The 22,731-nt window shown below is 69.9% G+C and carries 25 protein-coding genes; 15 read left to right on the top strand and 10 right to left on the bottom strand.

The features are described 5' to 3' along the window. Positions 1–11: 11 nt before the first annotated feature. Complete coding sequence (locus BP05_RS14040) at positions 12–1,364, top strand: formimidoylglutamate deiminase (RefSeq protein ID WP_496364529.1); 1,353 nt, start codon at positions 12–14, stop codon at positions 1,362–1,364. Here the strand turns inward: BP05_RS14040 and BP05_RS14045 are convergent, their stop codons facing one another. The 3 genes from BP05_RS14045 to BP05_RS14055 all read right to left on the bottom strand — a co-directional run bounded on the left by BP05_RS14045 (position 1,365) and on the right by BP05_RS14055 (position 4,794). Then, positions 1,365–1,868 carry a methylated-DNA--[protein]-cysteine S-methyltransferase gene (locus tag BP05_RS14045; protein WP_496364531.1) on the bottom strand — a complete coding sequence of 168 codons (504 nt, stop codon included), beginning with the start codon at positions 1,866–1,868 and terminating at the stop codon, positions 1,365–1,367. It lies immediately after the preceding gene. After that, positions 1,865–3,370 (bottom strand): AlkA N-terminal domain-containing protein, encoded by a 1,506-nt coding sequence (locus tag BP05_RS14050; RefSeq protein WP_496364533.1) that lies wholly within the window; start codon positions 3,368–3,370, stop codon positions 1,865–1,867. Before BP05_RS14050 ends, BP05_RS14045 begins: the two co-directional genes overlap by 4 nt. 188 nt (positions 3,371–3,558) lie before the next feature. Then, positions 3,559–4,794, bottom strand: a complete 1,236-nt coding sequence (locus BP05_RS14055; RefSeq protein ID WP_496364535.1) for an alkaline phosphatase family protein — start codon at positions 4,792–4,794, stop codon at positions 3,559–3,561. Between the two features lie 102 nt (positions 4,795–4,896). On the opposite strand from BP05_RS14055, the gene BP05_RS14060 reads away from it, so the two are divergent. Beyond that, entirely contained in the window at positions 4,897–5,454 is a 558-nt protein-coding gene (locus BP05_RS14060) for a YybH family protein (RefSeq protein ID WP_496364537.1), read from the top strand. Positions 5,455–5,543: 89 nt separating this feature from the next. Continuing rightward, positions 5,544–5,846 (top strand): hypothetical protein, encoded by a 303-nt coding sequence (locus tag BP05_RS14065; protein WP_496364539.1) that lies wholly within the window; start codon positions 5,544–5,546, stop codon positions 5,844–5,846. 63 nt (positions 5,847–5,909) lie between these two features. Here the strand turns inward: BP05_RS14065 and BP05_RS14070 are convergent, their stop codons facing one another. Continuing rightward, positions 5,910–6,494, bottom strand: coding sequence for a TetR/AcrR family transcriptional regulator (locus tag BP05_RS14070; protein WP_496364541.1), 585 nt, complete (start codon positions 6,492–6,494; stop codon positions 5,910–5,912). A gap of 148 nt (positions 6,495–6,642) precedes the next feature. Between BP05_RS14070 and hutU the strand changes: the two genes are divergently transcribed. The 6 genes from hutU (at position 6,643) to BP05_RS14100 (ending at position 13,034) form a co-directional block, all read left to right on the top strand. After that, on the top strand, positions 6,643–8,313 hold the full coding sequence (hutU, locus tag BP05_RS14075) for a urocanate hydratase (protein ID WP_496364543.1): 1,671 nt from the start codon (positions 6,643–6,645) through the stop codon (positions 8,311–8,313). Continuing rightward, the gene (locus BP05_RS14080; protein WP_496364545.1) at positions 8,310–8,969 is read left to right on the top strand and encodes a DsbA family oxidoreductase; all 660 of its coding nucleotides are present in this window, start codon (positions 8,310–8,312) and stop codon (positions 8,967–8,969) included. The genes hutU and BP05_RS14080 overlap by 4 nt, the downstream gene beginning before the upstream one ends. 77 nt (positions 8,970–9,046) lie before the next feature. Next, positions 9,047–10,141: a DUF1615 domain-containing protein gene (locus BP05_RS14085; RefSeq protein WP_496364973.1), complete on the top strand. Its 1,095-nt coding sequence runs from the start codon at positions 9,047–9,049 to the stop codon at positions 10,139–10,141. Positions 10,142–10,219: 78 nt separating this feature from the next. Beyond that, positions 10,220–11,260: an NAD(P)H-dependent flavin oxidoreductase gene (locus BP05_RS14090; protein ID WP_496364547.1), complete on the top strand. Its 1,041-nt coding sequence runs from the start codon at positions 10,220–10,222 to the stop codon at positions 11,258–11,260. Between the two features lie 76 nt (positions 11,261–11,336). Then, positions 11,337–12,254, top strand: a complete 918-nt coding sequence (gcvA, locus tag BP05_RS14095) for a transcriptional regulator GcvA (protein ID WP_496364549.1) — start codon at positions 11,337–11,339, stop codon at positions 12,252–12,254. 90 nt (positions 12,255–12,344) lie between these two features. Next, positions 12,345–13,034 (top strand): NADPH-dependent F420 reductase, encoded by a 690-nt coding sequence (locus BP05_RS14100; protein ID WP_496364550.1) that lies wholly within the window; start codon positions 12,345–12,347, stop codon positions 13,032–13,034. Positions 13,035–13,077: 43 nt separating this feature from the next. On the opposite strand, the gene BP05_RS14105 is transcribed toward BP05_RS14100, so the two are convergent. Then, the gene (locus BP05_RS14105; protein WP_496364552.1) at positions 13,078–13,443 is read right to left on the bottom strand and encodes a DUF1428 domain-containing protein; all 366 of its coding nucleotides are present in this window, start codon (positions 13,441–13,443) and stop codon (positions 13,078–13,080) included. A gap of 133 nt (positions 13,444–13,576) precedes the next feature. Continuing rightward, positions 13,577–13,924 (bottom strand): GIY-YIG nuclease family protein, encoded by a 348-nt coding sequence (locus tag BP05_RS14110; RefSeq protein ID WP_496364554.1) that lies wholly within the window; start codon positions 13,922–13,924, stop codon positions 13,577–13,579. A 147-nt stretch (positions 13,925–14,071) separates the two neighbouring features. Between BP05_RS14110 and BP05_RS14115 the strand changes: the two genes are divergently transcribed. The 3 genes from BP05_RS14115 (at position 14,072) to BP05_RS14125 (ending at position 17,061) form a co-directional block, all read left to right on the top strand. Continuing rightward, positions 14,072–15,667: a PQQ-dependent sugar dehydrogenase gene (locus BP05_RS14115; protein ID WP_496364556.1), complete on the top strand. Its 1,596-nt coding sequence runs from the start codon at positions 14,072–14,074 to the stop codon at positions 15,665–15,667. Positions 15,668–15,750: 83 nt separating this feature from the next. Next, positions 15,751–16,434 carry a GNAT family N-acetyltransferase gene (locus BP05_RS14120; protein ID WP_496364558.1) on the top strand — a complete coding sequence of 228 codons (684 nt, stop codon included), beginning with the start codon at positions 15,751–15,753 and terminating at the stop codon, positions 16,432–16,434. Between the two features lie 180 nt (positions 16,435–16,614). After that, positions 16,615–17,061, top strand: coding sequence for a hypothetical protein (locus tag BP05_RS14125; protein WP_496364560.1), 447 nt, complete (start codon positions 16,615–16,617; stop codon positions 17,059–17,061). 2 nt (positions 17,062–17,063) lie between these two features. On the opposite strand, the gene BP05_RS14130 is transcribed toward BP05_RS14125, so the two are convergent. Next, on the bottom strand, positions 17,064–17,993 hold the full coding sequence (locus BP05_RS14130) for a CPBP family intramembrane glutamic endopeptidase (RefSeq protein ID WP_496364562.1): 930 nt from the start codon (positions 17,991–17,993) through the stop codon (positions 17,064–17,066). Between the two features lie 156 nt (positions 17,994–18,149). Here BP05_RS14130 and BP05_RS14135 point away from each other — a divergent pair, with 156 nt between their 5' ends. Continuing rightward, complete coding sequence (locus tag BP05_RS14135) at positions 18,150–18,998, top strand: sterol desaturase family protein (protein WP_496364564.1); 849 nt, start codon at positions 18,150–18,152, stop codon at positions 18,996–18,998. A gap of 70 nt (positions 18,999–19,068) precedes the next feature. Here BP05_RS14135 and BP05_RS14140 read toward each other — a convergent pair whose 3' ends face one another. The 3 genes from BP05_RS14140 to BP05_RS14150 all read right to left on the bottom strand — a co-directional run bounded on the left by BP05_RS14140 (position 19,069) and on the right by BP05_RS14150 (position 20,984). Further along, positions 19,069–19,965 carry a c-type cytochrome gene (locus BP05_RS14140; protein ID WP_496364566.1) on the bottom strand — a complete coding sequence of 299 codons (897 nt, stop codon included), beginning with the start codon at positions 19,963–19,965 and terminating at the stop codon, positions 19,069–19,071. Positions 19,966–20,043: 78 nt separating this feature from the next. Then, positions 20,044–20,562 carry a GAF domain-containing protein gene (locus tag BP05_RS14145; protein WP_496364568.1) on the bottom strand — a complete coding sequence of 173 codons (519 nt, stop codon included), beginning with the start codon at positions 20,560–20,562 and terminating at the stop codon, positions 20,044–20,046. A 194-nt stretch (positions 20,563–20,756) separates the two neighbouring features. Continuing rightward, positions 20,757–20,984: an RNA-binding S4 domain-containing protein gene (locus tag BP05_RS14150; RefSeq protein WP_496364975.1), complete on the bottom strand. Its 228-nt coding sequence runs from the start codon at positions 20,982–20,984 to the stop codon at positions 20,757–20,759. A gap of 166 nt (positions 20,985–21,150) precedes the next feature. Between BP05_RS14150 and BP05_RS14155 the strand changes: the two genes are divergently transcribed. Together BP05_RS14155 and BP05_RS14160 are read left to right on the top strand one after the other, a co-directional pair. Beyond that, positions 21,151–22,179, top strand: coding sequence for a fatty acid desaturase (locus BP05_RS14155; protein WP_496364570.1), 1,029 nt, complete (start codon positions 21,151–21,153; stop codon positions 22,177–22,179). A 191-nt stretch (positions 22,180–22,370) separates the two neighbouring features. Further along, the gene (locus BP05_RS14160; RefSeq protein WP_496364572.1) at positions 22,371–22,712 is read left to right on the top strand and encodes a cupin domain-containing protein; all 342 of its coding nucleotides are present in this window, start codon (positions 22,371–22,373) and stop codon (positions 22,710–22,712) included. Positions 22,713–22,731: the final 19 nt, after the last annotated feature.

The raw sequence follows: 22,731 nt of genomic DNA on the forward strand, positions 1-22,731 counted from the left end.
GAATGGCCGGCATGAAGACCTTCGACGCCGCCATGCAGTGGACACCGGCCGGATGGCAGGCCGATGCCGGATTCGACATCGATGACGACGGCCGGATCGTACGGCGTCGCACGGCCGAGCCGAGCGGCAGTGATGGCTGGGTGGTGCCGGGCATCGCCAACCTGCATTCGCATGCCTTCCAGCGTGCGATGGCGGGCATGGCCGAGCGCCAGACCAATCCCAGCGATTCGTTCTGGACCTGGCGCGAAACGATGTACCGGTTCGCGGCGCGCTTCGATCCCGATTCGCTGCACGCCGTCGCCTCGCAGCTGTACGCGGAGATGCTGGAGGCCGGCTACACCACGGTCTGCGAATTCCACTACCTGCACCACGCGCCCGATGGCCGCGCCTATGCCGATCCGGCCGCGATGTCGCGCGCGCTGGTCGCCGCCGCGCGCGACACCGGCATCCGCCTGACCCTGCTGCCGGTGCTGTACATGACCGGCGGATTCGACGGGCGCGCCCTGGGCGAACGCCAGAAGCGCTTCGGCCACGACGTCGACGGCTACCTGCGCCTGCTCGACACGCTGCGCGCCGATGAGAACGATGCGCTGCGCATCGGGTGTGCCCTGCACAGCCTGCGTGCGGTCCCGCCGGAGGCGATGCGGCAGGTGCTGCAGGCGTTGCCGCAGGACAGCCGCATCCACATCCATATCGCCGAGCAGATCGGCGAGGTCCAGGACTGCCTCGCGCTACGCGATGCGCGCCCGGTCGAGTGGCTGCTGGCGAACGCCGACGTCGACGCGCGCTGGACGCTGGTGCACGCCACCCATCTCACCGATACGGAAGCCCAGGGCATCGCCCGCAGCGGCGCCACGGTCGCGATCTGCACCACCACCGAGGGCAATCTCGGCGACGGCCTGTTCCCGCTGCGCGACTATCTCGATGCGGGGGGCGCCTGGGGCATCGGCTCGGATTCGCACATCTCGGTGTCGCCGGTCGAGGAATTACGCTGGCTGGAATACGGCCAGCGGCTGGCCACGCGCCATCGCAACATCGCGGTGCGCGCGGATTCGAGCAGCGTCGGCGAGACCCTGCTGCGCGATGCGCTGGCGAGCGCGGCGCGATCAAGCGGCCACGCCATCGGCACGCTCGCGGCGGGCGAGTTCGCCGATTGCCTGGTGCTCGACAGCGATGCCCCGCAGTTCGCGGGTGCGAGCGCGAGCGCGAGCGATGCGATCGATCGCTGGATCTTCAGCGGCAACCGCAACCTGGTGCGCGACGTGTACGTCGGTGGCCACCAGGTCGTGCGCAACGGCGTACATCGGGACCGCGAGGCCATAGCCGCGCGCTTCCGCGCGGTCATGCGCGCCCTGCTGGCATAGTTACGCGAACAGGTCGGCTTCGCGCGGCAGCGCGCCTTCCAGCCGCAGCAGGAATTCCTTGGTCGGCAAGCCGCCGCCAAAGCCGGTGAGGCTGCCGTCCGCGCCGATCACGCGATGGCAGGGCAGCACGATCGGGATCGGATTGCGGCCGTTGGCCGCGCCCACCGCCCGCGTCGCGGTCGGCCGGCCCACGCGCTGCGCAAGGTCGGCGTAACTGATCGTGGCGCCGAACGGGATGTTGGCCAGTTCCCACCACACCTGGCGCTGGAAGTCGGTGCCTTGCGGCGCCAGCGGCAGGTCGAAGCGATGGCGCCGGCCGGCGAAGTATTCCGCCAGCTGTTCCTGCAGCAATCGCAGCACGTGATTGTCGCCTTCGCGCCAGTCGGGTCGGCGTGCGAACGGATGACGGGGCGCATGGAATTCGACCAGTTGCACGCCGGCATCGTCGCCGGCGATCAGCAACGGTCCCACCGGACTGTCGATGTAACGGTAGCTCACGCTCATGCGGCGGCCTTCGCCTTCGGCACGTTCATCGAGTCCTTCCACAACTGGATTACCGAATACGCGCGCCACGGCCGCCATGCTTCCGAACGCGCGGTCAGCGCCTTCGCGCTCATGCGCGAACCGTCGTTCGGCACCGCGCGCTGCAGCACCAGGTCGTCGGCTGGAAACGCATCGGGATGGCCCAGCGCGCGCAACGCGATGTAGTGCGCGGTCCAGGGGCCGATGCCGGGCAGTTCGACCCAGCGCGCGGTGAAGTCGTCGAGCGTGCGTTCGGGTTTGAAGTCCACGCGCCCGTCCAGCAGCGCGCGCGCCATGGTGCGCACGGTCTCGGCGCGCGCCCGGGTCAGGCCGATCGCGGCGAGATCGGCGTCAGCCAAAGCCTCCGGGGTCGGGAACAGATGCTCAAGCCCCGCCGCGAACGGCGCCGGCAACGGCTGCCCGAACCGCTGCGACAGCCGCGAAGCGAGCGTGCGTGCACCGGCGACGCTGATCTGCTGGCCGATGATCGCGCGCACGGCGATCTCGAACCCATCCCAGCCGCTGGGCACGCGCAGCCCGGGACGGCGCTTCAGCAGCGGACGCAGCCGCGCATCGGTCGAGAGTGCTTCGGCGATCGCCTGCGGGTCGGCGTCGAGATCGAACATGCGCCGCAACCGGTTCACGATGTCCAGCATCTGCGCCGGACGCGCGCCATGCAGCTCGAGCTTGAGCGCGTGCTCGTCGGTGTACCGGCTGCCCACAGGCCATGGCGACACGCGCAACCAGCCCGGCGCTTCGGCCGGACCGATCACGCGCGAATAGCTGTCGCCGTCGACCACTTCCACGCCGGGCAGCGCGCGCCCGCGCAGGAAGTCGAGCATCGCTGCGAAGTCGTACGGCGGCCGGTAACCCAGCCGGAGCGTCAGCGTTTCCCCCGGAACTTCGGCGCGCTGCTTGCGCAGGTCGCGCGGCGCCATGCGGTAGGCCTCGAGGAAGGCGGCGTTGAAGCGGCGCAGGCTGCCGAAACCCGCGGCCAGCGCCACCTCGGTGACCGGCAGTGCGGATTCGGTGAGCAGTTGCTTGGCGAACAGCAGTCGGCGCGTGCCCTGCACGCCGGTCGGCGGCACGCCCAGGCGGTCCACGAACAGACGACGCAGTTGGCGTTCGCCGATGTCCACGCGCGCCGCGAGCGTCGCCAGCGGTGCCTCGTCCAGCACGCCCTGGTCGATCAGCTTGAGCGCGCGCGCCACCACCTCGTCGCCACGCCGCCACGCGCCGTCGCCGGGCGACAGTTCGGGGCGGCAGCGCAGGCAGGGCCGATACCCCGCGGCTTCGGCGGCCGCGGCGCTGGGGTAGTACACGACGCGCTTGGCCATGGGCGCCGGACAGACCGGGCGGCAATAGATCCTGGTGCTCAGGACCGCGGTGTAGAACAGTCCGTCGAAGCGCGGATCGCGGCTGCGACGCGCCTGCTCGCAGGTCTGCGCATCGGGGACGGTCGTGGCGGTGGCGGGGAGCGACATGCGCGCAGGCTAGCACCGCGCCGTCGCCCGGACTCGCCGGATTCGGACATCGAGGTCCAAGGGCGGCGCGCAACGATCGCTCGACGAAAATGGGCGCGCGCGCAACCGCGGGCAACCGCTCGCGCGCCGCTGGCCATGGCGCGCGGGGCGCGTTCGACCTGCCGGCGCGGCGCAATATTTCGCGGCGCCTATTTCAATGCCGGCAGCAGCGGGGCGATGTCGCCGTCGTTGGGTTGCGGCGCGACGCCGAGCAGTCGCGCGAGCATCGGATAGACATCGACGTTGTCGAACGGCCCCAGTTCGACGTTGTGTCGAAAGGCGGGGCCCTGCGCGATGAACAGCGCGCGCATGGTCGGGTCGGCGGGGTCGAAACCGTGCGCGCCGCGCGTGGTGCCGGGCTTGCGCCGCGCCAGGCGCGACGGCGTCTCCGCGTCCCAGCCCACGTCGACCTGGCACACGATCGGCGGGATGCGCGGGTTGGCGCCGTAATGCCAGCGCGCCGGCAGGTCGCCCTTGCGCCAGCATTCGTGATGGGCATGGCGGCCGAGCAGGGCCCATTCCGCGTCCGATTCGCGGCCCGGTTGCGGCACGAAACCGAGCACCTCGCCGTAAGTGAGGTAGCTCGCGATGCGCGGATCGACCAGCGATCCGACATCGAAGGCATGCGCGTACGGCACCGGCGCCATGCCGTGGTCCGACACGACGATCAGGTTGATGCGTTCGCGCAGGCCGCGCGCCTGCAATCCGTCCAGCAACCTGCCGATCGCCGCATCGATTTGCCCGAGCATCGCATCGGTCTGCGGCGAATCGGGACCGAAGTCGTGCGCGGCGTGGTCGAGCGCGCTGAAATACAGGGTCGTCAGTCGCGGCCGCTCGCTGGCCGGGCGCGACAGCCACTGCAGCACTGTGTCGACGCGTTGTGCCATCGGCATGCCGTCGTCGTACTTCATCCAGTCGGTCGGCCAGGTGCCGTTGATCGGCGCCTCGCTGCCCGGCCAGAACAGCGTGGCGGTGCGCAAGCCGGCCTTTTCCGCGGTGACCCAGATCGGCTCGCCGCCCCACCAGCGCGGATCGCGGACCGCCTGCTCATTGGAGTTGCTGAAATCGCCCAGGACCGGATCGCGCATGGTGTTGTGCACGATCCCGTGTCGATCCGGCCGCAGCCCGGTGACCAGCGTGTAATGGTTGGGGAAGGTGAGCGACGGGTACGACGGATTCATCCAGCGCGCGCGCACGCCTTCGCGCGCGAGGCGGGACAGGTTCGGGGTGATGCCGCGGTCCAGGTAATCGGCGCGGAAGCTGTCGATCGACACCATCAGCACCGGGGCCAGTTCAGGTGCCACCACGCGATCGGGCGCGGATGCGCAGGCGGTCAGCAGCAGGGCGAGGAAGGCGGCAAGTGCCGGTAGTCGGATCGAGCGCATCGCGCGATCATGCCAGCGATGCCAAGCGACAACTATTGCAGGGCGCAGGGCGCTGCGCGGCTGGCAAGATGCCGGCCGATCACGCAAACCCCGGAACCTGCCATGCGCCTTCGTTCGATTGCCTGCACCGGCCTACTCCTCGCCCCGCTCGCGGCATGGAGCGCCGAACCCGCAGCGCTCCCGCAACTCAGCCCCGACGAATGCGCGGTCTGGCAGCGCGAGCTGAGCTTCGCCCGTTCCGTGGCCGAGCACGATGCAGTGGCGTTCGCCGGGCACGTGGGCGAGCACGCCGCGTTCGGCGCCAGCACGCGCGAACCCAACCGCGGCCGTGACGCCATCGCCAAGCGCTGGGCGCCGCTCATCGAGGGCAAGCGCATGGCCCTGCGCTGGTATCCGACCCGCGTGACCATTGCGCCCGGCATCCCCGACACGGCGTGGTCGAGTGGCCCGAGCCTGTTCGAGGTGCTCGACCCCGCGGCCAAGCAGCGCTACCACATCGGCGCCTTCCACTCGGTCTGGCACAAGGACGCCGATGGCGTCTGGCGCGTGCTGTTCGACGACGGCGTGGACCCGCGGCCGGCGACGGCCGAAGAGGTGGCCGCCTTCACCGCTGGGCGCGCCGATTGCGGCGCTCCGGCCGGCAAGCCGAACCGCAGCTGACGCACCGCGCGCCCCGCCGTTCGCAACCCACGCCGTCGGCGACACAGGGGCGTATGGTGGAGTTCCGGAGCACTTTCCTGGAGGCTGCCATGAAGCAGCTATCGATCATTCTGGTGGGCGCCCTCGCCGTCGCCGGCGCAGCGCAGGCGGCACAGCCGCAGCCGGCCACCGACACGGTTTCGGTGCAGCAGGACGCGAAGAAGCCGGATCCCAACGGCCACCGCTGCCTGCGCCAGACCGGTACCCGCATCAGCAGCGGCACCGATACCCGCAAGCAGCGCGCGTGCAGCAATGGCGCGATCGGCCGGGCCTACACCCGCGAGGACATGGACCGGACCGGCGAGGTCAACATCGCCGATGCGTTGCGCAAACTGGATCCGTCGATCCACTGACGCGCGCACCGCCCGCGACAACGCCCGGCAATCGCCGGGCGTTTTGTCTTCAGGCCCTGCGCGCTAGGGCTTCAATCCCTCCAGCAGTCGCTGCAGTGACGCCTCGTAGAAGCGCCGGAACTGCGCCTCGTCGTAACTGAAGCGACCGGCGCGATACAGCGCGACCAGTCCGTGCGTGTGCGCCCACAGCGTCATCGCCACGTCCCAGGGATCGTCCTGTTGCAGCAGGCCCGCCTGCATGGCCTCGGCGACCGCAGCGGCGGCGACCGTCAGCGTCGGTGAGCGCCCGGCATGGAAGTCCTCGGGGAACCGGCGTGCATCCGCGCGCCGTGCCGAGAACGCGTGGTCGAACAGGTGCGGGTGCGACAACGCGTAGTCGAGATAGATGCGCTGCAACCCGATGACCCGCGCCATCACGTCGCCACCCTGGTTGCGCGCGATCCAGTGCCGCGCGATCTCGTCGAAGCTGTCGTCGCTGATGCGCTTGAGCAACGCCTCGCGATTGGGGAAGTGGCGGTAGATCGCCATCGGCGTCAGCCCGACCGCCTCGGCGACGCGGCGCATGCGCACGGCATCGGCGCCGCCGCGTTCGAACAGGGTGCGGGCGGCGCGCAGGATGCGTTCGGCGGTCGGCAGGGCGGGTGGCATGTGTACAGCGTATACAAAAGCCTCCGTTCGGGCGGGAATCCGCACTTCCGGCGCCATTCCTGCGCCGCCCGACCGCGCCAACCGATGGATGCCGGCGAGTGCCCGGCGCGATAATTTTTCCAACCTTCGCACCGCCAGGAATCCGTCCATGTCGACCCGCCGCGACCCGTCCCGCAGCATCCGCGCGCCGCGCGGCGCCACGCTCAACTGCAAGTCGTGGCTGACCGAAGCCCCGTACCGCATGCTGCAGAACAACCTCGACGCCGAAGTCGCCGAGAACCCGGCCGAACTCGTCGTCTATGGCGGCATCGGCCGCGCCGCGCGCGACTGGGAAAGCTACGACGCGATCCTCGAATCGCTGCGCCACCTGGAAGACAACGAGACGCTGCTGGTGCAGTCGGGCAAGCCGGTCGGGATCTTCCCCACGCATCCCGATGCGCCGCGCGTGCTGCTCGCCAATTCCAACCTGGTGCCGCACTGGGCGACCTGGGAGCACTTCAACGAGCTCGATAAGAAGGGGCTGATGATGTACGGCCAGATGACGGCCGGTTCGTGGATCTACATCGGTTCTCAGGGCATCGTGCAGGGCACCTACGAGACCTTCGTCGAGATGGGGCGCCAGCACTACAACGGCAGCCTCAAGGGCAAGTGGATCCTCACCGCCGGCCTGGGCGGCATGGGCGGCGCGCAGCCGCTGGCCGCTTCGCTCGCCGGTGCGAGTTCGCTCACCATCGAATGCCGCCAGGCCAGCATCGATTTCCGCCTGCGCACGCGCTACGTCGACGAGCAGGCCGCCGACCTCGACGACGCACTCGCCCGCATCGCGAAGTACACCGCCGCCGGCGAAGCCAGGTCGATCGCGCTGCTCGGCAACGCCGCCGAAATCCTGCCGGAACTGGTGAGGCGCGGCGTGCGCCCGGACTGCGTCACCGACCAGACCTCCGCGCACGATCCGGTGCACGGCTACCTGCCGATCGGCTGGACGGTCGAGCAATGGCTGGAAGAACAGAAGAGCAACCCGACCAGGGTCCGCGACGCCGCCAAGAAGTCGATGCGCGTGCACGTCGAGGCGATGCTCGCCTTCCATGCGCAGGGCATTCCCACGGTCGACTACGGCAACAACATCCGCCAGATGGCCAAGGACGAAGGCTGCACCAACGCGTTCGACTTCCCCGGCTTCGTGCCGGCCTACGTGCGCCCGCTGTTCTGCCGCGGCGTGGGCCCGTTCCGCTGGGTCGCGCTGAGCGGCGATCCCGAAGACATCTACAAGACCGATGCCAAGGTGAAGGAGATCATCGCCGACGATCCGCACCTGCACCGCTGGCTCGACATGGCGCGTGAGCGCATCAGCTTCCAGGGGCTGCCCGCGCGCATCTGCTGGGTCGGCCTGGGCCTGCGCCACATGCTCGGCCTGGCCTTCAACGAGATGGTGCGCAACGGCGAGCTCAAGGCGCCGGTGGTGATCGGCCGCGACCACCTCGACAGCGGCTCGGTCGCCTCGCCCAACCGCGAGACCGAAGCGATGCGCGACGGTTCCGATGCCGTGTCCGACTGGCCGCTGCTCAACGCCATGCTCAACGTCGCCGGCGGCGCGACCTGGGTCTCGCTGCACCACGGCGGCGGTGTCGGCATGGGCTACTCGCAGCACTCCGGCGTGGTCATCGTGTGCGACGGCACGGTCGAAGCCGACAAGCGCATCGCCCGCGTGCTGTGGAACGACCCGGGCACCGGCGTCATGCGCCACGCCGACGCGGGCTACGCGATCGCGCAGCAGTGCGCGAAGGAGCAGGGGTTGAAGTTGCCGATGGTGCAGGGATGAGCGCGCCTGTGCCGCTGCGCATCGATTTCGTCTCGGACGTGGTCTGTCCATGGTGTGCGATCGGGCTGGTCTCGCTCGAACAGGCGTTGCAGCGGCTGGGCGGGGAAGTGCGGGCGGAGATCCATTTCCGTCCGTTCGAACTCAATCCCCAACTGGGCGCCGAAGGCGAGGACATCGCCACGCACCTGCAGCAGAAGTACGGCATGTCCGCCGAACAACTCGCCGCGAACCAGGAAGCGATCCGCCAGCGTGGCGCGGCGCTGGGGTTCACCTTCGACATGGCGCGGCGCACCCGCACCTACAACACCTTCGACGCGCACCGGTTGCTGCACTGGGCCGGTCTCGAAGGCAGGCAGGCGGCGTTGAAGCACGCCCTGCTGCGTGCCTATTTCACCGAAGGGCGCAATGTCGCGGACCACCAGGTGCTGCTGGATGTCGCGCGCCACGTCGGCCTCCCCGAAGATCGTGCGCGCGCGATCCTCGGCTCGGACGCTTACGCCGATGACGTGCGCCTGGAAGAGCAGTTCTTCCAGCAGCACGGCATCAATGCGGTGCCGGCGATCATCATCGAGCAGCGCCACCTGATTTCCGGCGGCCAGCCGGTCGAAGTCTTCGAGCGGGCGCTGCGCGAGATCGCCGCGGCCAAGGCGGGCTGAGTGCACGGCATGCGGGAGGGCGTGTCGGCTGAACGCGGGCGGTGCCTGCTGGCCCCGTGACTTCGCCGACCATGCGGATGACGCCCTCGACTCCACGACGGGTTAGTGCCCTGCTGGCCCTGTTCTTGGCGCTGGCCGGCATGGCCGGCTGCGACCTGCAGCGCGGCCCCACGCCCGAGGAAGTGCGCGCGGAATTGATGCGCAAGCTGCCGCGCAGCGTGCCCGACCGCGCCGGCTGGGCGCGCGACATCCAGGCGGCGTTCGCGGCACAGGAACTGGCGCCCACCAGCAGCAACCTGTGCGCGGTGCTCGCGGTGGTCGAGCAGGAGTCCACCTACCGCGCCGATCCTCCCGTGCCGGGTTTGCCCAGGATCGCGCGTGGGGAAATCGATCGTCGCGCCGCGCGCCTGCACGTCCCCGCCTTCATGGTGGCCGCCGCGTTGGACGTGCGCTCGCCGGACGGGCGCACCTACGGCGAGCGCATCGACGCGCTGCGCACCGAGCAGCAGTTGTCGGCGCTGTTCGAGGAGATGATCCAGCGCGTGCCGCTTGGACGCCGCCTGCTGGGTGGCTTCAACCCGGTGCGCACCGGCGGGCCGATGCAGGTGAGCATCGCCTTTGCCGAACGCAATGCCCGCGGCTATCCCTATCCGGTCGACGGCTCGATCCGGCACGAGGTATTCAGCCGTCGCGGCGGCCTGTACTTCGGAATCCGCCACCTGCTCGCTTATCCCGCGCACTACCCGCAGCCGCTGCATCGCTTCGCCGATTTCAACGCCGGCTGGTATGCGAGCCGCAATGCGGCGTTCCAGCGCGCCGCGGGGCTCGCCGCGGGCCGCGAGCTGGCGCTCGATGGCGACCTGCTCGCGCCGGGCGCATCGATGGACGCGCCGGGCGCGACCGAAACCGCACTGCGCGGCATGGCCGGACGACTCGGCATGGATGCGGTCGCCATCCGCGCCGACCTGCAGCAAGGGCGCACGCTCGCGTTCGAGGACACCGCGCTCTACCGCAGCGTCTTCGCCATCGCCGAACGCAAGGCCGGTGGTCCGCTCGCCCGCGCGCGCCTGCCGCAGATCGACCTCCGCAGTCCCAAGATCACCCGCAAGCTGACCACCGCGTGGTTTGCGGCGCGGGTGCAGCAGCGCTGGAAGCAGTGCATGGCGCGCTGAGCCGGCGCGGCTGATGACGCCGCGCGCGCCCGTGCAGGCGCAGCGGACAGCGTGCGCCGGCTGTGACAAGCTTGCGCAATGACGCTGCCCGATCGCCTTGGGATCGCCGTCCCGCTCATCCAGGCGCCCATGGCCGGGGTGCAGGACCACGCGCTCGCGGTGGCGGTCAGCAACGCCGGCGGGCTGGGTTCGCTGCCTGCCGCGATGCTGGGCCCGGAGGCACTGCGCGCCGAGCTCGCCGCACTGCGCTCGCGCACCAGCCAGCCCTACAACGTCAACTTCTTCTGCCATGCGCCGCCGGTGCCCGACGCAAAGCGCGAAGCACGCTGGCGCGCCGCTTTGGCGCCGTATTACGCCGAGTTCGGCATCGATGCCGCGACCCTGCCAGCCGCACCGGCGCGTACGCCGTTCAACCACGACGCGGCCGATGTGCTGGAGGAATTCCGCCCGCCGGTGGTGAGCTTCCACTTCGGGCTGCCTGCTGACGAGCTGCTCGCGCGCGTGCGCGGCTGGGGCGCGTGCGTGCTCGCCACGGCGACCTCCGTCGAGGAAGCGCGCTGGCTGGAAGCGCGCGGCGTCGACGCGGTGATCGCGCAAGGCAGCGAAGCGGGCGGCCATCGCGGCCATTTCCTCGGCAATGTGCTCGATGGCGCGCTGGCTACCCGCGCGCTGGTGCGCCAGCTGGTGCAGGCGGTGCGCGTGCCGGTGATTGCCGCCGGCGGCATCGGTGGCGCGGACGACGCACTGGAATACGTCGCGCTGGGAGCCGCCGGCGTGCAGCTCGGCACCGCGTTCCTGCTGTGCGCGGAAGCCACGACAAGCGCCGTGCATCGCCGCGCGCTGGAGCGCGATGGCGATCGGCTGACGGCCTTCACCAACCTGTTCACCGGCCGGCCCGCGCGCGGCATCGTCAACCGGCTGATGCGCGAACTGGGTCCGATCGATCCACGGGCCCCCGACTTCCCGCTCGCCGCCACCGCCATCGCACCGCTGCGCGCCGCCGCCGAGCGCCTCGGCAGCGGCGACTTCTCGCCGCTGTGGGCGGGGCAGGGCGGGTTCCGCTGCCGCCCGGTGCCGGCCGCGCAACTCGTCGCGGAGATCGGCGCGCGACTGGCTTGACCGCAGCACACCTGCGTTTCCTGTCGCGGTGCCGGTAAGCTCCCGGCGTCCTTTCCGTAGTGGTCGCGCAGCCCGCATGCCCGCCTCCCGCCAGACGCCGGTCCACCTCAACGCGCTGCGCGCTTTCGAAGCGGCGGCGCGCCACCTCAGCTTCGGCGCGGCGGCGGAGGAACTGCATGTCACCCCGTCGGCGATCAGCCAGCAGGTGCGGACGTTGGAGGATTACCTCGGTACCCGGTTGTTCGTGCGCGCCCCGACGGGCGTGAGCCTGACGCCGCAGGCGATCGAGGCCTATCCGGAAGTGCAGAAGGGTCTGGCGCACCTCGCCGCGGCGCTGGGCCGGATGAAGGGCGATTACCGCGATGCCGTGGTCACGCTGACCGTGCCGATCTCCTTCGCGGCGAAATGGCTGCTGCCGCGGATCGAGCGCTTCCGCGAGGCGTATCCCGACCTCGACCTGCGCCTGGATACCAGCAACCGGCTCTCGGACTACGCCGTCGAGGGGATCGACCTCGGCGTGCGCTATGGCTTCGGCCAGTACCCGGGGTTCGAATCGGAGAAGCTGCTGGACGAGGAGATCTTTCCTGTCTGTAGTCCGGCGTTGCTGGCGCTGGGCGAATCGTCGCTAGCGGTCGAGCAGCTGCGTGCGATGACGCTGATCCACGACACCGCCATCGACTTCGATCCGGCGTTCCCAAGCTGGCGCACCTGGCTGGCGGCCCATGGAGTGACCGGCGTGGATGCCGCGCGCGGACTGCAGTTCAACTCGACCGTGCTGGCCATCCAGGCCGCGCTCGACGGGCAGGGCATCGCGCTGGGCCGTAGCGTCGCGGTCGCGGCGGACCTCGCCGCGGGTCGCCTGGTCCGGCCGTTCGCTGGCGCGCAGGCCACGCGCTGCGGCTATTACGTGCTGCATGTTGCCGGCGCGCTCGACCATCCCAGGATCCGCGCCGTGCGCGACTGGCTGTTCGCGGAAGCGGCGCGCGGCGCTTAGGAAATCTGTTCGCCCCGGCCAGAAAAACTCGTTTGAGCGGGCGACCTGCCGGGGCCTATCGTGCCGGCCACTCCTCCACGGAATGCCCGCATGAACATCACTGCCCCCCAGTCCGCGACCACGTTCGAACTCGGTGTCCTCGGCGCCGGACGCATGGGAGTGCGCATCGCGGACATGTTCGCCCGCGCCGGACGCCGGGTGGTGCTGGGTTCGCGCGATCCGCTGCGGGCGCGGGCCATGCTGGAAGCGCGCGGCGCGGCCGGCCTCGTGCACGCCGGCAGTTACGCCGATGCGTTCGCAGCAGGGGCGGTGCTGCCGGCGATCTTCCTGCGCGACGGTCTGGTCGAAATGCTCGAAGCGCACGCACAGCGCCTCGCGGGCAAGCTGCTGATCGACATCAGCAACCCGTTCAACCACGACTATTCGGATTACATCCTGCCCTGGGACGCGAGCAGCGCCGAGCTGCTGCAGGCGCGTCTGCCGCAGGCGCGCGTGGTCGGGGCGTTCAAGAACGTCTATTCCGAGGTGTTCGACGCACCGCGCTTCGGCGAGGCGTACAGCGACGTGCTGGTCGTCGGTGACGATGCCGCGGCCAAGAGCGAATTCCTGGCGCTGGCCGAGGGCACGCCGTTCCGCTACCTCGATGCCGGCCCGCTGGTCTTCGCGCGCACGGTCGAGCGCCTGACGCTCATCACCGGCCGGCTCGGGCGACAGCTGGGCAGCTATCCGCGCATGAACTGGCGCCTGCTGGGCGAGGCGCGCCCGGCCGAAGCGGCCTGATGCGCGCGGGCGGCACGAGCCGGGACGTGCCGCCCGCTGCGACTCAGTGCTTCGACTGCAGTTCCACCACCGGCGCGAAGCCGCCATAGATCAGCCGCTTGCCATCGAAGGGCATGGGGTTGTTCTCCGGACTCACACGCGGATCCTTCATCACCTTTTCCATGCCTGCGTCGCGCGTGGCCTTGTCGGGCCACTCGATCCAGGAAAACACCACCGTCTCGTCGTCCTTGGCCTGCACGGCGCGGCGGAAGTCGGTGAGCTTGCCGTCGGGGACGTCATCGCCCCAGCACTCGAGCACGCGGGTGGCGCCGTTCTCCATGAAGACCGAGTCGCCGCTGTTGGCGTGCTGGATGAACTTGTCCTTGTTGGCGGTGGGCACCGCCATCACGAAGCCGTCGATGTAGGCCATTGGGAAGCTCCTGTCGTGGAAGAGGGAAGAAGACTTGTAGCGCCTTCCCTGTTACGACGAGCGGAGCACGGTGGAATCGACGCGTTCGTGCGCGTCGCGCACGCTGAATGGGCGCGTGCCGCTCCGCGAACCCTCAGCCCGCAGCGTGCTCAGCCAGGCGCGCGGCCAGCGCCGCCGGCAGCGCGGCTTCGGAACAGGCCGCGCGCTTCTGCGCGGGCGAGAGTTGCTTGATCGCGTACTCCGCGCGGCTTGCCGACGAACGGTCGGCGAAGGCGAAGCTGGCGAGCAGGCGCCGCGGCGGCCGCGAGCGCGTGTAGCGCGCGCCCTTGCCGGCGGCGTGCATGGCGTAGCGGCGGCCGACGTCGGTGGCGATGCCGGTGTAGATGCTGCCGTCGCTGCATTCGATCAGGTAGACGAACCAGCGGCGCGGGCCGGGCGCGTCGGGCGGCAAGGGGACGGCGGGGGCAGTGGCGTCGGTCACCCGGGACATTGGACGCGACCGGGCGCGGACATGGCAAACGCGGGCGCGGCAGCCCACGCCACCGGCGCGGCCTTCACAGGACCCAAGCGCGCGCAGGCCGAGGCTTTACGCACTTTCCGGCCCGGTTCGCCGGATGAGGAGCGCCCGATGGCCAGGCCAGGACGATTCGGGGCGGTGGGGTGTCTGTGCGCACTGGCGCTGTGCGCCTGCGGCGGCGGTGGCGGCGGGGGTGGCCGCACGCCGGTGTCCAATATCGCGCCGGTGTTCACCTCCGCGACCTCGGCCACCGTGCCGGAAAACACCGGTGGTGCGTTCTACACCGCGACGGCCAGCGATGCCGATGGCAATGCGCTCACCTTCTCGCTGGCCGGGGGCGTGGATCGCGACCGTTTCCGCATCACCTCGGGCGGTGCGCTGGCGTTCGTCTCGCCGCCGGACTTCGAGCTGCCCACGGACAGCAATCGCGACAACGTCTACCAGGTCGATCTCGCGGTCAGCGACGGGCGCGCGAGTGCGACGCTGTCGCTCGCGGTCGCGGTGACCGACGTGGCCGAAGTGTCCGCGTTCCGCGTGCGCCGTGTCGCGGCCGGGCTCAACCAGCCCGCCTTCCTCGCGCCGGTCCCCGGTGGCACCGGGCGCGTCTTCGTCACCGAATTGGGCGGGCGCGTGCTGGTGCTGACGCCGGCGACCGGCGCCATCGCGGCGACGCCGTTCCTCGACCTCACCGGACAACTGTCGACCGATGGCGAGCGTGGGCTGCTGGGATTCGCGACGGCGCCCGACTTCATCGCCAGCGGCACGTTCTACGTGTTCGTGACCGTGCTGGACGGGACGATCGAAGTGCGCCGCTATCGCACCTTCGCCGGCGACCGCGAGCACGCCGACCCCGCCACCGCCGATGCGATCCTGCGCGTGGCGCACCCGCGCAGCAACCACAACGGCGGCTGGATCGGCTTCGGTCCGGACAATCTGCTGTACATCGCGATCGGCGACGGCGGCGGCAGCGGCGACCCCGACAACAACGGACAGAACCCCGGCACCCTGCTCGGCAAGATCCTGCGCATCGATCCGGCGCGCGACGACTTCCCCACCGATCCCGGTCGCGACTACGGCATTCCCGCGGCCAACCCCTTCGCCAGCGGTGGCGGCGCGCCGGAAGTGCTCGCGTACGGCTTGCGCAATCCGTTCCGCAACAGCTTCGATCCGGCGACAGGCAACCTGTGGATCGGCGATGTGGGCCAGAGCGCGGTGGAAGAGCTCGACCTGCTGCGACCAGGCGACGCCGGCGCGAATTTCGGCTGGCCGGTCCTGGAGGGCACGCAGCCGTTCCGCGGCGGCGCCACCGCGGGGCTGACCCCACCCATCGCCGAATACCTGCACGGCACCGGCACGCGCCAGGGCAACACCGTCATCGGCGGCTACGTGTACCGCGGCGCGGTGCAGCAGTTGCAGGGCCAGTACGTGTTCGCCGACTTCATCACGCCGAACGTGTGGACGATTCCGATCGCGCGCGCCGCCGTGGGCACGACCTTGCCGAGTTCGGAATTCACCGTGCGCAATGCCGACTTCGCGCCCAATGCCGGCAGCTTCACCAACATCGCCAGCTTCGGCATTGACGAAACGAACAACCTCTACCTGATCGACCTGGATGGCGAGATCTTCGCGATCGAGCCGATGCCCGCGGCGTCGCCGGCCGCGCTCGAACGCACAGTGCGGCGTTTCCGCGAACCGTGGGGGCGGTGAGCGGCGGGAGGGCGGCGGCGGTTGCCACGGCAGCCGCCGCCGAATGAACATGGCGCTGGACCCGCTTCGATTTCGCCGCGCCGATGATCGCTCCTGAACTCGACAATCCCTTCTGGAGTTCGCTGTGCACGCGCCATCGGGCCATCGCCGTGCGCAGCGGCGAGGCCGCGCGCTATCCGGCCGAGTTCGCCCCGTTCCTCGGCGTCGCCCACGCCGGCGTCGACTTTGCCGGATCGGTCGCGCCATTGGTCGTGCCGGGGGAGAGCGTCTACCTGATCGGCGTCGCCCCGGCGGTGCCGGCAGGCTGGGAACTGCAGGCGTTCCGTCCGCTCGCGCAGATGGTCTGCACGACGCCGCTCGAACCGGTCGACGGGCCCGGGATCATTCCACTGTCGGAGCAGCACCGCGCCGACGTGCTCGCGCTGACGGCGCTGGTGTACCCGCACTACTTCCGGGCGCGCACCATGGAAATGGGCCGCTACTTCGGCATCTACCAGGACGGACGGCTCGCCGCGATCATCGGCGAGCGGCTCGGCACGGATACCCACACGGAGATGAGCGCGATCTGCACGCATCCGGACTTCCTCGGCCGCGGCTACGCGCGCCGGCTCACGGCCATGCTGACCAACGACACGCTCGAACGCGGCCGGACGCCGTTCCTGCACGTGAGCCACGAGAACACCCGGGCGAAGCAGTTGTATGAACAGGTCGGCTTCCGCCATCGCCGCGACATCGGCTTCTGGTCGCTGCGGCGTCCGGGACCCTGACCAACGGCATACGCAACGCGGGCCGTGCATGAACCGTTCAATCAGGCATGCGCGTGAAATCGCCAAGCGCGTAGCAGTTCCCGATGTGAAGGCCGTCCGGCAATCGTCGAGCGCATTAACTTAGCGCCGCGCATGCTGCGGGTGCAGGGGGCACTGGCCGTGCGCAATAGGTGAGTACCCATGCCGCATTCAATTGAAGTGAGCCCCTACATGGGGTTGGCCGCCGTCACCCTGTGGGGCGACGTCACGGTCGAGGAACGGGCGCGCGCGCTCGACGACACGCTCGGACGGCTGCACGGCGCGCCGTACGGCATCCTGCTCGATTTCCAACGCGCACGCGCCACCGCCGATAGCTTCGAGGCGTCCAACAATTTCGCCCGCCGCCTGGCCGGCGAGGAACGACTGCGCGACTGCCGCGTGGCGTACGTCTATGCGCAGGCCGGCAGCGTCAACCCGGTGGTCGAGAAGCTGGCGCAGGCACGGCGTTTCCGGTTCCGGCGCTTCGCGGCCGCGTCGTCGGCGATCGACTGGTTGCTGACGCCGCGACGCCAGCGGCTGGCGGTGCGGCGCGAACCCTCGGCCAGGGAAGTGCTGGCCGACCTGCGGCTCGCGGGTGCGCGCTGCTGACCTCAGGCGTGCCCCGTCCACGCACGGATGAAAGGCGCCAGTTGCGGTAGCAGGTCGACCATGCCGTGCAACGGCACGATCAGCCACAGCGAGCGCGTGCGCGCCCACAGCACGCCGAAGGCGATGCCGGCGGGCGCGATCATCACCACCGAGTAGGCGATCGCCCAGCTGGGCGTGGCATGGGCCACGCCCTCCATGAGGTGCCCGCCACGCAGCCATAGCCCCGGCGCGTGGGCGAGCCCGAACAGCAGGGACGCCCAAGCCACCGCCGCGACCTGCGAACCGCTGGCGATCGCGATCTTTTCCTGCAGCACGCGGCGGAACAACACTTCCTCGCACAGGCCCGCTTCGATCGTCTGCCACAGCCAGCACACTGGAATGGCCCAGGCCAGCGTCGTCGCCGACGGCGCGAGTTCGCGCAGCGTGACCAGGCCGCGGCCAAACACCGACTGCATCGCCAGGTACGCCAGCGACATCACCACGAACGCCAGCAGCAGCCGCCGTGGCGGCAGGATCGCGTGCGCGCCCAGGCGGAAGCCGAGGAACAGCAACGCCGGCACCATCACCATCGTCACCAGCTTGACCACGAGCTGGACGACGGACTGCATCGGTTCGTCGGGGAAGTGGTGGTTGATCGAGGTGAATCCCCAGCCGAGCACCAGCAGCGCGAACAGCGCCAGGTACACCAGCACGCGCGGCAACTGCCGCGGTTCGTGCAGCGGGGCGACGCGCGTGCGCGACGACTTCAGCGTGCACAGCCACGCGAGCAGCGGGAACACGACGCCGAGCAGCGCGAACAGGAACAGCGGCTCGACCAGGCTGAAGTCCGGGTCGCGCGCGAGGACGAATAGGGACGCGGCATAGGCGACGACGGCGACGGCCAGCGCCAGCGCGGCGGTTCGATAGATTGGGGTTCGGGCGGGTGCGTGCATGCCGGCAGGATGCCCGTCGCGACGTTGGAGCGCTTAACCCGTTCGTCGCCCAACGATCGGCACAGGCGGTCCAGCACCATTTCCATACGCCATGGTCTGGACGCTGCCGCGGGCAGCGGTCAGACTCGCGCGGCCCCGGTTCAAGGAAGGCCAGCGATGGAAAAATGGATCCTGCTCGGCATGGCGCCGGTGTTCCTGGCGCTGATCGCACTGGAAGCCTGGTACTGGCGCACGCGCCGGCCGGGCATGTACAGCGGCATCGACACCCTGTCGAACGCGGCGTTGGCGCTGATGCACCAGGCGGCGGACGCGCTCGCGTGGCTGCTGGTGATCGGCGTCTACCATGCCGTGTACCGCCACCGCCTGTTCGACCTGCCGGCCTCGGCCTGGACCATCGCCGCGCTGTTCCTCGCGCAGGACTTCTTCTACTACTGGTTCCATCGCGCCAGCCACCGCATCCGCTGGCTGTGGGCCTCGCACGTCACCCACCACTCGTCCGAACGCCTGAACCTGTCGACGGCCTTCCGGCAGAGCCTGACCTATCCGGTTTCCGGCATGTGGCTGTTCTGGCTGCCGCTGGCGTGGCTGGGCTTCGAGCCCGCGCACATCGTCGCGGTGGTGGCGATCAACCTGGGCTTCCAGTTCTTCGTGCACACCCAGGCCGTGGGCAGGCTGGGCTGGCTCGAGCGCGTGTTCAACACTCCCTCGCACCATCGCGTGCACCACGCGCGCAACGGCAAGTACATCGACCGCAACTACGCGGGCGTGCTGATCGTGTGGGACAAGCTGTTCGGTTCCTTCGTCGAGGAGGACCCGCAGGTGCCGTGCGAATACGGCATCGTCGGCCAGGTCCACGGCCACAACCCGATCCGGCTCACCTTCCACGAATGGCTCGAGATGTTCCGCGATGCCGCGCGCGCCCGCGGCTGGCGCGAGGTGCTGCGGCAACTGCTGGGCCCGCCGGAGCGCGCGCTGTCGCACCTGCGCGGCAACGCCGAATCCTGAGCCAGCGCCTGGAATCGCGCGGCATCGCGTCTCGCCCAAGGTCGCGGGCGGACGCAGATCTGTTGGACGGTCAGCGCTTCACCGGCTTGCCGGGTGCCGGCGGCACGCTGCGCAGGTAGCTCCACAGCGCGCGCAGTTCGGTTTCGTCCATGTTGCTGTAGACCGCCCAGGGCATCAGCGGATCGACCGCGGTGCCGTTCGGGCGCTGGCCGGTGCGCATGAGGCGGAGGAAATCGGCCTCGCTCCACTTGGCCAGGCCGTTGGCGTGCGGGGTGAGGTTGGCCGACACCGGCTTGCCGGGAATCACGACGATGCCGCCGGCCACGTCGGCGCCATGGCACCCGGTGCAGGACTGCGCCACGTACTGTCCGTACGCGGGGGTGATCGCCGCGGGTGGCGCCTGTCGCGTGCGGGGTGCGTGGTCGATGGTCTCCGCCGGGAACAGCGGCAGCTTGCCGAGCGTGTACAGCACGCGGCCGACCGGGCGGACGACGCTGGTGCCCGGCTGGTTGTCGCTGGCCGGCAGCGCGCGCATGTAGGCGACCAGCGCGGCCACGTCGCCGTCGTCGAGGTCGGCGAATTCGTTCGAGGGCATGATCAGCAGCGGCGTGCCGTCCGGGCGCACGCCGTGGCGGATCGCCGCGGCGAGCGCATCGTCGGTGTAGGCGGGGTCGCGCAGGCTGCGGGTGAGATTGGGCGGCACGATCCGGCCCAGCACGGGATCGTCGAGCAGCACCCGGCCCGCGCCGTGGGGGCCGTGGCAGTCGCCGCAACCGCGCGTGTCGAACAGGTGCCGGCCGCGCTGCAACGCATCGGCGTTGGCGTCGACGCGCAGCGGCGGGTCCTGGATCGGGTAGGTCCGCGCCATCGCCTTGCCGGTCACGGCCCAGGACACCGCGAACAGCGCACACACGCCCAGCAGCACGATTGCCAGGACCACCGCCGACCACTTCACCACACGCCGCATGACGCCTGCTCCGCAAATGCCTTGCCCCTCAAACGCAGGGCGCGGGGACAACCGGACAGGGCGGGGCGGGTTGGGGGTTCAGCCCTTCACGGCGTCGCGTCGGGGCTGCAGTTGCCACAGGCGGCTCGCGCCGCGTTCGGCGATGGCCGCGAATGCGGCTTCGTAGCGGCTGTCGTAGAAGCGAGGTTCCGGACTTTCGCTGTCGAGAATGCCGAGCAGGACGCCCTCGTGTGCGATCGGAACCGCGAGTTCGCACAGGTGGACCTGCGCGTCGGCGACATCGCGGCTGTCATGCCCAAGGTCGTCGATGCGTTGCGTGCGCAGCGTCACCGCGCAACTGCCGACGAGGCCCTCGTACGGCAGCCGCAGCCGCGCTGCGAGGGCGGCGCCGCGCCTGGCCCCCCACGCAGCGGCCTGGACGAGCGTGTCGCTGCCCGCGGGCAGGTAGACGACGCAATCGGCGAGGTTGAGTTCGCGGCCGGTGTGCTCGCACAGCGCCGACGCGACTTCGGACGGATCGGCTGCCTGCTGCAGTTGCTCATCCAGCCGCTGCAGCATCGCTTCGCGGCGATCCAGGAATCGGGTGACGGCATCCACGGCTGCGAACTCCGCGCGCTGGGGGTCGCAGGGTAAACCAGTTCCCAGGAGCCTCGTGGGCGCATTGCGCACGCCATGCGCGCCGCGACGCGGGCCCGCGGCGCCGCATGCGGATCGACGCGAACGGCGTCGCGGACCAGCGTGGTTGCCGGAAGTGCGCGCGGGGATTGCGCCCCGTGCGGCACCGGCCCCGATCAGGGCAGGGCAGTCACTTCGATCTCGACCTGATCCACGCTCACGCGCTGCCCGGCGTGGATTTTGCAGGTTTTGCGCAGCTCGACCGCGCCGTCCACGCGCACCACCCCGCTGGCGACGAGCTGCTTGCCGGCGCCGCCGCTGTCGCACAGGCCGGTGAGCTTGAGGAGTTGGTTCAGCTCGACGAAATCGCGGTCGAGCTCGAAAACGATGCGTTGCGGGACCATGAATGGGAGCCAGCGCCTGACGAAGCCTGGCGGCAGCGTCGCAGCCGCGGGTTGGTTGCGCAAGTCGAATGTGACGGTGCGCTCACTCGCGGCGAGACCATACGCCACCGTTGTTTGCGATGGGGGGAAAGTGCCGGGACAATGGCGTGCCTGTCGGGAGAATGCCTTGAATACCGCTGTAAAGAACACCGCGTCCGCTGCTCCGTCCACCAACCTGCGCAAGCTCTGCGCGCAATTCGCCACGCCCCACCTCGGTCGGGCCGTGTGGCAGCTCATCAACACGCTGGTGCCGTTCGCCGCGCTGTGGGCGCTGATGGCCTGGAGCGTGATCGGCGAATGGGGCTACGGCTGGACGCTGCTGCTGGCCATCCCGTCCGCCGGCCTGTACGTGCGCACCTTCATCATCCAGCACGACTGCGGTCACGGCTCGTTCTTCGCCGACGCGCGCGCCAACGACATGGTCGGGCGCGTGCTCGGCGTGGTCACGCTGTTCCCGTACGGCTACTGGAAGAAGACGCACGCGATCCACCACGGCACCTCGGGCAACCTCGACCGCCGCGAGATGGGCGACATCGAGACCCTGACCGTCGCCGAGTACCGCGCGCGCTCGTGGCTCGGCCGCCTGGGTTACCGCCTGTACCGCAGCACCCCGGTGCTGCTGGGCATCGGCCCGATGTACCAGTTCGTGCTCAAGCACCGCTTCCCGTTCGACCTGCCCTTCACCTGGAAGAAGGAATGGGCCAGCGTGCTGCTCAACAACCTGGTGCTGCTGGTCGTCGGCGGCCTGGCGATCTGGATGCTGGGATGGAAGGCGGTGCTGCTCGTGCACCTGCCGATCGTGCTGATCGCGGGCGCGGCCGGCGTGTGGCTGTTCTACGTGCAGCACACCTTCGAGGACGCGTACTGGACGCGCAAGGACGAGTGGGATTCGAGCCAGGCGGCGATCGCCGGCAGTTCCTTCTACGACCTGCCGCGGGTGGTGCACTGGTTCACCGGCAACATCGGCTACCACCACATCCACCACCTCGCCAGCCGCATCCCGAACTACCGCCTGCGCGAGGCGTTCGAATCCAGCCCACTGCTGCAGGCCGCGCCGCGCATCACCTTGTGGACGAGCCTGAAGAGCGCGCGCCTGAAGCTGTGGTGCGAGGAAACCAAGCGGATGGTCGGCTTCCCGCGGCGGGCGATGGCCTGAGGCGTCGGCACCTTCTGCTGCGAAAAAAGCGGGCTCCGGCCCGCTTTTTTCTTGCCTGGCATTCCTGCGCGAAGCGCCGCCGCCCGTCGAGTTGGTCATTCGCAGCGCCGGACGATTCGTGGCCGCGCCGCTGCATCCGCCGTTGACGCCGGGTTGGGCAGGTTGGGCACTCCTTTCCGCGGGAGACCGTCATGCGGCGCAAGACGCTCAGGTTCGGCAAGGGTTTCCGGGTCGCCTTTGATGTGCGCAAGGCGCAGGCGGCGGAAATGGTCATCGCGCCCGGCGACAGCGAGGGTGGCGCGGACAACCGCCACCGCGGCGCGGACCAATGGCTGTTCGTGCTCTCGGGCACCGGCGTGGCGACCGTGGAAGGCCGGCGCGTGCCGCTGAAGGCGGGCACTTTGCTGGTGATCGAGAAGGGCGAACGCCACGAGGTGCGCAACAGCGGGCGCACCCTGCTGAAGACGCTCAACTTCTACTACCCGCCGGCCTTCGATGCGGACGGCGATCCGAAGGGGCCGGGGCGTGGCTGAGGCATCGCGGTACGGCGAT

It is taken from the genome of Lysobacter oryzae DSM 21044 (genome assembly GCF_059568595.1).